Source organism: Pseudoduganella sp. RAF53_2 (assembly GCF_052113985.1).
Classification (GTDB): Bacteria; Pseudomonadota; Gammaproteobacteria; order Burkholderiales; family Burkholderiaceae_D; genus Rugamonas.
The window spans coordinates 1-7,885 of the sequence record NZ_JBFRDW010000247.1 but is presented as its reverse complement, the minus strand read 5'-3'; the positions used below and the strand labels follow the sequence as shown (position 1 = coordinate 7,885).

Here is a 7,885-nt window from a genome sequence, read left to right as displayed (position 1 = left end):
GGGCCATGGCGCCGGAACTGAGCAAGCTGCTGGCGAACTAAGCATGAAACTGGTGCGATATCTGACCGCGCTGGCAGCAGCGCTGGCGGCTTGTGCCGCCTCCGCCGAGCCCTATGTCTGGGACAGCGTCGCCATTGGCGGCGGCGGCTTTGTCTCGGCCATCATTCCCAGCCATAGCGAGGCAGGCGTGGTGTATGCGCGCACCGATGTGGGCGGCGCTTACCGCTGGGACAAGACCGCATCGCGCTGGGTGCCCTTGCTCGATTGGCTGTCGGATGCCGACACAGGCCTGCTCGGCGTCGACTCGCTCGCGATTGATCCACATGATGCCGGCAAGGTCTATCTGCTGGCCGGTATCAGCTACCTGAATGGCGGGCGCACGGCGATCCTGCGTTCGAAGGATTACGGCAAGACTTTCGCCATCACCGAGGTAACGAATCTGTTCAAGACCCATGGTAACGGCATGGGCCGCAATAACGGCGAACGGCTGGCAGTCGATCCCGGCAACGGCAATGTTCTGTACGTGGGAACGCGCTGGAATGGCCTGTTCCGCAGCAGCGACGCAGGCGCCAGCTGGCGCCATATGCCTGGCCTGGATGTCAGCACAACGCCCAATGGCGCGGGCATCAGTTTCGTCATTCCGGACCCTGCGAGCATAGTGCATGGCCTCGCCCAGCGTTTGTATGTCGGTGTGTCGCGCTACGGCGCGCTGGGTCCCAGCTTCTACCGCAGCGATGATGGCGGCGCCACGTTTGCCCCCGTGGCTGGCGCACCGTCCGCTCTGATGCCGCAACGGGCGGCGCTGGACGGCCAGGGAAAGCTCTACATCACTTATGCCAACGGCGCCGGTCCGCACCCCAATAACAAACAGCCGGAACCGATGGATCGGGGACAGATCTGGCAATACGCCATCGCCGATGGCAGCTGGAAGGAGGTCACGCCCGCTGGCGTCACCGCACCGTTCAGCGGTATCAGCGTCGATCCCAGCCGTCCGCAGCGCCTGGTGGCTTCCACCATCAGCACCTATCTGCCGCAGTGTGATGCCAAAGGAGATCGTATCTTTGTCTCGACGGATAGTGGCGCCAGCTGGAGCGATGTGATTGCGCGTGGCTTTGCCAAGGACTTGTCCGGCGTCTCGTGGCTGAAAGGGCACGCAATTCACTGGGCCAGCGTGGTGGAGTTCGACCCGTTCGATCCCAAAGCGGCCTGGGTCACTTCCGGCAATGGCATCTTCCATACGGCGGATATCGATGCGACGCCGGCGGTGTGGGCCTTCCATGTGCGCGGGCTTGAGGAAACCGTGCCCCTGAATGCCGTCAGCGCGCCGGGCAGGCCGCTGGTGTCGGCGATCGGTGACTACGACGGCTTCCTGCATGCCGATCCTGCGCAGTATGCGCCCATTCACCAGCCGGAAATGGGCACCACGTTTGGTCTGGCAGTCGCGGGCCGCCAACCCGCCGCCATGGTGCGCGTTGGTTCGGCCATGTATCTCACCGCGGACGGCGGCGCGCGCTGGAGCACGACAGCTTCACTCAAGGGACAGCAGGGGCAGGTCGCCCTGTCGGCGGACGGCAAAGTGATTCTGCACAGTCCACGTGGCAGCGCGTTGACCTACCGTTCGGCCGACTCCGGCGCCACCTGGACTGAAGTGCGCGGCCTGCGCACTTCCAATTTGCGGCCCGTTGCGGACGCGGAAAATCCGCAACTGTTTTACGCATACAACAACGGCACACTATTGGCGAGTACCGACGGCGGTGTCAAATTTGAGCCCAGAGCAGCGCTTTCAGCCAGCGCATCCGGCGTGCTGCGCGCAGTGCCGGGCAGGGCGGGGGATTTGTGGTTGCCTCTGCACGACGGCGGCCTGGCGCATTCGGTGGACGCGGGTGTGTCATTTGCGCCACTCCTCAATGTGYAATTCTGCGCGGCGGTCGGTTTCGGCAAAGCGGCGCCCGGCGCCAGCTATCCGGCGATCTAYATCTGGGGCAGCGTCGGCGGCGTGCGTGGTGTGCACCGCTCGCTTGATGGCGGTGCGAGCTGGACCCGCATCAATGACGACGCCCATCAGTACGGCGGCCCCGGCGATGGCCAGTTCATTGTCGGCGACATGAATCGATACGGCTGGGTCTACATGAGCACGGCCGGCCGGGGCATCGTTTACGGCCATCCGCAGGACAGCGCCAACTAAGCAGGAACTAAGCAGCAACGACCGCTTCAAGCGGTTCTTTTTAGCAATTCTTTGAAAACGTTTTCGCACTTGGTGATTTTCATAATTGCGATAACGAAATGTGCCAAGCAAACTAGCAGCATAGCGTGATGCAACACGCAATCAACGACAGCGAGGAGACAAGAGAGTGAGCCCGTATCCGTTCAAGAAGACCGCAATCGCATTGGCCGTGGCCCAGATTGCTTTTATGGCAGCGCAGGCTGCCAGCGCCCAGGACAGCAATCCGGCTCCGGCCGCCAACCCAATGCCCGTACCCGCACCGGCAGCAGTGGCCGCGCCATCCGCCACGCCGGCTGATGCCTCGGTGATTGTGGTCACCGGCCAGCGCGCCGCACTGCAGTCCGCGCAAAACATCAAACGCAATTCCGACGAAATCGTGGACTCTATCGTGGCGGACGATATCGGCAAGCTGCCGGACCGCTCCGTGACGGAAGTGCTGCAGCGTGTGGTCGGCGTGTCGATCGACCGCACCATGGCCAAAGGCGATCCGGAACACTACTCGGTCGAAGGCTCCGGCGTAACGGTGCGCGGCCTGACCTATGTGCGCTCCGAACTGAATGGCCGCGATTCCTTCTCCGCCAACGGTGGCCGTTCGCTGAATTTCGAAGACGTTCCGCCTGAGCTGATGGCCGGCGTGGACGTGTACAAAAATCCTTCCGCAGAACAGATCGAAGGCGCAGTGGGTGGCCTGGTCAACCTGCGTACCGCGCTGCCATTCGACTTCAAGGGTTCGAAAGTGGCGTTCAGCCTGGATTCCACTCACAATGCGCTGGGTGGCAAGAACTCGCCCGGCGGTTCGGTGATGGCATCCAACCGCTGGAAGACGCCAGTCGGCGAAATTGGCGCGATGATCGATCTCGCTTACTCGCGCAGCCAGGTGCGCACCGACGCCTTCCAGGTCGAGCCTTACTACCCGCGTGACGACGTTGTCGCAGGCAAGACCGTGTGGGTGCCGAAAGGCTCGCAATGGCGTACGCTGGACTTCGACCGCAAGCGCCAGGGCTACTACGGCGCCCTGCAATGGCAGAAGGACTCCACCCTCAAATCGCACCTGACCTTCTTCAAGTCGAAGTATGAAATGCAGTGGGATGAGCGCGCCATTTTCTCGCAGGCCAGCCCCTACAACATCAAGGTCAGTTCCGACGCGACCTATGGCCCGAACGGCAATCTGCTGACGGGCACCCTGACCGACCCGGCCGACGGCGGCATCAACTTCGGCGGCGATACCCGTACCGCCAACCGCAAATCAGACACCACCGATATCGGCTGGAATATCACCTGGCGTCCGGCCGACCGCTGGACGCTGAAGTCCGACCTTCAGTACATCAAGGCCAAGACCAACAGCTTCGACTCCACAGTAGCCACCGGCGTGCAGATGGCGAAGGAGAAGGTCGACCTGAGCGGCGACGTTCCGCGCCTGATTTTCGACCAGGCGGATACTGCCTTCCTGGCCGATCCGAAGAACTACTACTGGGCCTTCACCATGGAGCATATGGACCGCTCCAAGGCTACCGGCAAGGCATGGAAAGGCGATGCGATCTACGACTTCGAGGATCATCCCTTCCTGCGCGACATCCGTTTCGGCGTGCGTCTGACCGACAAGGATTCGGTAACGATGAATTCCAACCCAAGCTACAACTGGTCGCCGATTTCGCAGACCTGGCAGCTGGGCTGGGACATCAGCAAGCTGGCGTCGCTGGGTGATCCGCGCTTCGCCAACAACACCGAACTCCACACGTTCAACAACTTCTTCAACAACAACACGCAGGTGCCGACGCTGGTGTTCCCGAACGTGGCGCTTGCAACCGGCTACCCCAGCAGCTACGCGGCCCTGCACAAGTATCACGACATCCTCTGCGCTGAGGCCCACGGCGGCGATTCGTCCGGCTGCGCGCCATGGACTCCTGCTACGTTCGGCACCGATCCGGCCGGTACCAATGACCAGAGCGAGAAGACCAAGGCGTTCTACACGCAGGTGCGCTTCGGCTTCGACAATCTGCGCTTCCCGATCGACGGTAACCTCGGTGTGCGTTATGTGAAGACCGACATGACGGCGCACGGCTATACCGTCTTCACGCCGAGCATCAATGTCCCATCGGGTAATTCGGTGACCGGTCAGACGTTTGCGAATATCCCGGCGTTCAAGGCCCCGCAGGACTTCGAGAACAGCTACCACAATGTGCTGCCAAGCTTGAACCTGCGCATGAAAGTGCGCGATGACCTGCAGTTCCGGTTCGGCTTCTCCGGCGCCATGTCGCGTCCGGACTTCTCGCAGTTGCAGGCCTACACCACGCTGTCGCAGACTGCGGACATCACCAATACCGGCACCACGACCCATATCAACAGCGTGAACCAGTCTGGCGACGGGCAGGGTAATCCGAATCTGAAGCCAATCAAGTCCAACCAGACTGACGTAACGGCTGAATGGTATTTCGCGAAGGCTGGTTCGGTGACGGTGGCGCTGTTTAACAAGCAGCTGCGCGATGTGATCATCAACCAGATCTACAATTTCCAGATTCCGGACGTGAACGGCAACCCGCAGAACTTCTCGGTGGCAGGTCCTGTCAATGGCGCCAAGGGCCATGCACGCGGTATCGAGATCGCCTACCAGCAGTATTTCGACCGCCTCCCGGCTGGTTCTCCGGCATCGGCTTCCAGGCGAACTACACCTACGTCGACAGCAAGCAAAAGCTGTACAGCCCTGTGTTCTCGGCCTATTGCAACGGTTCCAGCCAGACGGCCAATGCCAACACCAATATGAACGGCTGCGACACCAATGGCCAGACCTTCGACGGTCTGCCGCTGCCGCTGCTGTCCAAGAATGCTTACAACCTGGCGCTGTTGTACGACAAAGGCCCATGGTCGGCACGCATGGCCTACAGCTGGCGCTCGAAAAATCTGCAGGCTGTGAACGTGAACGGCACCAACGGCGGCGACGCGACCGATACCAATCCGGCCAGCCCGACCTTCGGCCAGCACACAGTACGCTGGGCGCTGCCAACCTGGGCGGACTCCTACGGTACGCTGGATGCATCCGTGTTCTATCAGGTGAACGAGCGTCTGTCCCTGGGCTTCGAAGGCACCAATCTGACCGATTCCACATACCGTCAGCTGATGCAGCAGCACACCGGCTTGATGGGCCGTGCGTGGTTCGCTTCCGGTCCGCGCTACGCCGTGAAGATGCGTTATTCGTTCTAAGGAGTGGGGTGCATGAAGCGATCCTTCAAACGTACCCTGGTCTTTCTGTGCATGGCAAGCCTGGCCGCGAGCGGCCTGGCTGCCGAGATACCGCGCCTGGTATCGAAGGATGGCCGCCACGCCCTGATGGTCGATGGCGCGCCTTTCCTGATGCTGGGCGGGCAGGCACACAATTCCAGCAACTACCCGGCGGCGTTGAAGCCGCTGTGGGCCGCCATCAGGGATGCAGGAGCCAATACGGTCGAAGTGCCCGTCGCGTGGGAGCAGGTCGAGCCCACCGAAGGCCATTTCGATTTCAGCTTTGTCGATACCCTGGTCAAAGAGGCGCGCCAGAACAAGGTGCGCCTTGTGCTGTTGTGGTTCGGCACCTGGAAGAACACCAACGCCAGCTATTCGCCGGAATGGGTGAAGTTCAATAACCAGCGCTTCCCGCGCATGCTGGACAAGGACGGCAAGGTCTTCTACTGCCTGTCGCCGTTCGGCGAAGAGACGTTGAAAGCGGATCGCAAGGCCTTCGTCGAGTTGATGAAGCATATCAGGCAGATCGATGAAAGAGACCGTACCGTGATCATGGTGCAGGTCGAGAACGAGGTCGGGACTTACGGTCTGGTGCGCGATTACGGCGCCCGCGCGCAGGCGGCGTTTGCGCAGCCGGTGCCTGCATCCGTTCTGGCGCACAAGCAGCCGCCGGTGCCCGGCGCGGCTTCCGGCAGCTGGTCCGAAGTCTATGGTCCGTATGCGGAGGAATACTTCCACGCCTGGGCCATTGCCAGCTATATCGAGGAAATCGCCAAGGCGGGCCGCGCCGTGTACGACTTGCCGATGTACGTCAACAATGCGCTGCGCGATCCGCTGGAGCCAATGGCGCCGTGGAAGAACAATTTCGGCAGCGGCGGCCCGACTTTCGACGTGATCGACATCTACAAGGCCGCCGCGCCGCACATCGAATTCGCCGCACCGGATATCTACTCGCCGGAGTGGGCCAAGGTCACTGCAACGCTGGACAAGTTCCAGCGCGCCGACAATCCGCTAATGGTGCCGGAGATCGGCAATGCTGAAGGCTATGCGCGTTACGCCTGGCTGATCATCGGCCGTGGTGCGCTGGGCTATTCACCATTTGGTCTGGACTATGCGGACTACAGCAATTTCCCGCTCGRCTCGAAGCTGAAGGACAAGGCCATGGTGGCGCCATTCGCCGCGGTCTACAAGGTGTTTGCGCCGATGCAGCGGCAGTGGGCGAAGTGGGCGTTCGAGGGCCGTACCTACGGCGTGTCAGAAAGCGAAGAGCGTACGCCGCAAACTATCGAAATGAAGGGCTGGAAGGCCACGGTTTCCTTCCGCGAATGGCAGATGGGCGAGAAGCACTTCTGGCCGGACATGAAGGACCTGCCGCCCGGTACGGATGCGCCCAACGGCGGCGCTGCCATTGCGCAGATCGGGGACAGCGAATTCATTATCGCCGGCCAGCATGCGCGCGTAAAGATCAGTGGTTCCGGCCCCAACGAAGGGAAGAGCAGCATGTACGCCCGGGTGGAAGAGGGCAGTTTCGATGCGTCGGGCAAATGGGTCATGGAGCGCAACTGGAACGGCGACCAGACCGACTACGGCCTGAACCTGCCAGCCAGGCCTGTCGTGCTGAAAGTCCGGCTGGGCACTTATTAAGCAAACCCTGACCCCAGGGGAAAAAAGGAGAGACAATGCGTTTTCAAGCGATGCAGGCTGCGGGCGTGGTGATCGCCCTGGCCGCCAGCGGCAATGCCTTTGCAGGCACCTTCGAGCAAACGGCCAATGGCATCGTCGTCAAGCCTGACACCGGCGCGGCAAAGGAGGTTCGCCTGGAACTGATGGACGATAACATCATCCACGTGCTCAAACTGGACGCCAGCGGCAAGGCGTTGACACCATCGCTGATGACCATCGCCAAACCATGCACCTGTGCCTTTACGGTCAACCGCAGCGGCGACACTGTCACGCTCAAGGCCAACAAGATCGCCGCAGCGGTTTCCCTGGCGACGGGAAGCGTGCAGTTCTCGGACGCCGGCGGCACACCGTTCCTCAGCCAGGCGTCGGAATCGATGAGGCCAATCGACGTCCAGGGCAAACCCTTCGTGACGATCACGGAAGGCTTCAATCACGGCACGAAGGACGCCTTCTACGGCCTGGGCCAGCACCAGAACGCCCAGATGAACCTGAACGGCGAAGACGTGCTGCTGGCCCAGCACAATATGGATGTCGCCGTGCCCTTCGTGATCTCGGACAAGAATTACGGCGTCCTGTGGGACAACAACGCCATTTCCCGTTTCGGCAATCCCCGCGCATACGGACCGATGAAGCGCGACCTGAAGCTGGACATGACGGCGCGCTACTACGTTGGCGGCAAGCTGGCGCTGACCCGCAAGGAAGACGATATCGCTTACCAGTACCTGAAGGATGTGGCCGAGAACTGGCCCAGGGAACTGGGGC

At 61.4% G+C, this 7,885-nt stretch carries 4 protein-coding genes and 1 pseudogene; all 5 read left to right on the top strand.

The features are described 5' to 3' along the window. A partial coding sequence (locus AB4Z11_RS15805; RefSeq protein ID WP_442026200.1) for an exo-alpha-sialidase occupies positions 1-2,185 on the top strand: 2,185 nt, incomplete at its 5' end. Positions 2,186-2,351: 166 nt separating this feature from the next. Further along, a complete protein-coding gene (locus tag AB4Z11_RS15800; protein ID WP_442026199.1) occupies positions 2,352-4,985 on the top strand; it encodes a TonB-dependent receptor in 2,634 nt (877 codons plus the stop codon). Further along, positions 4,871-5,422 carry a TonB-dependent receptor domain-containing protein gene (locus AB4Z11_RS15795; RefSeq protein ID WP_442026201.1) on the top strand — a complete coding sequence of 184 codons (552 nt, stop codon included), beginning with the start codon at positions 4,871-4,873 and terminating at the stop codon, positions 5,420-5,422. Before AB4Z11_RS15800 ends, AB4Z11_RS15795 begins: the two co-directional genes overlap by 115 nt. Before the next feature lie 12 nt (positions 5,423-5,434). Further along, positions 5,435-7,084, top strand: a complete 1,650-nt coding sequence (locus AB4Z11_RS15790) for a GH35 family beta-galactosidase (RefSeq protein WP_442026198.1) — start codon at positions 5,435-5,437, stop codon at positions 7,082-7,084. A 35-nt stretch (positions 7,085-7,119) separates the two neighbouring features. Then, positions 7,120-7,885 (top strand): annotated as a pseudogene (locus tag AB4Z11_RS15785) (alpha-xylosidase); the annotation flags it as partial.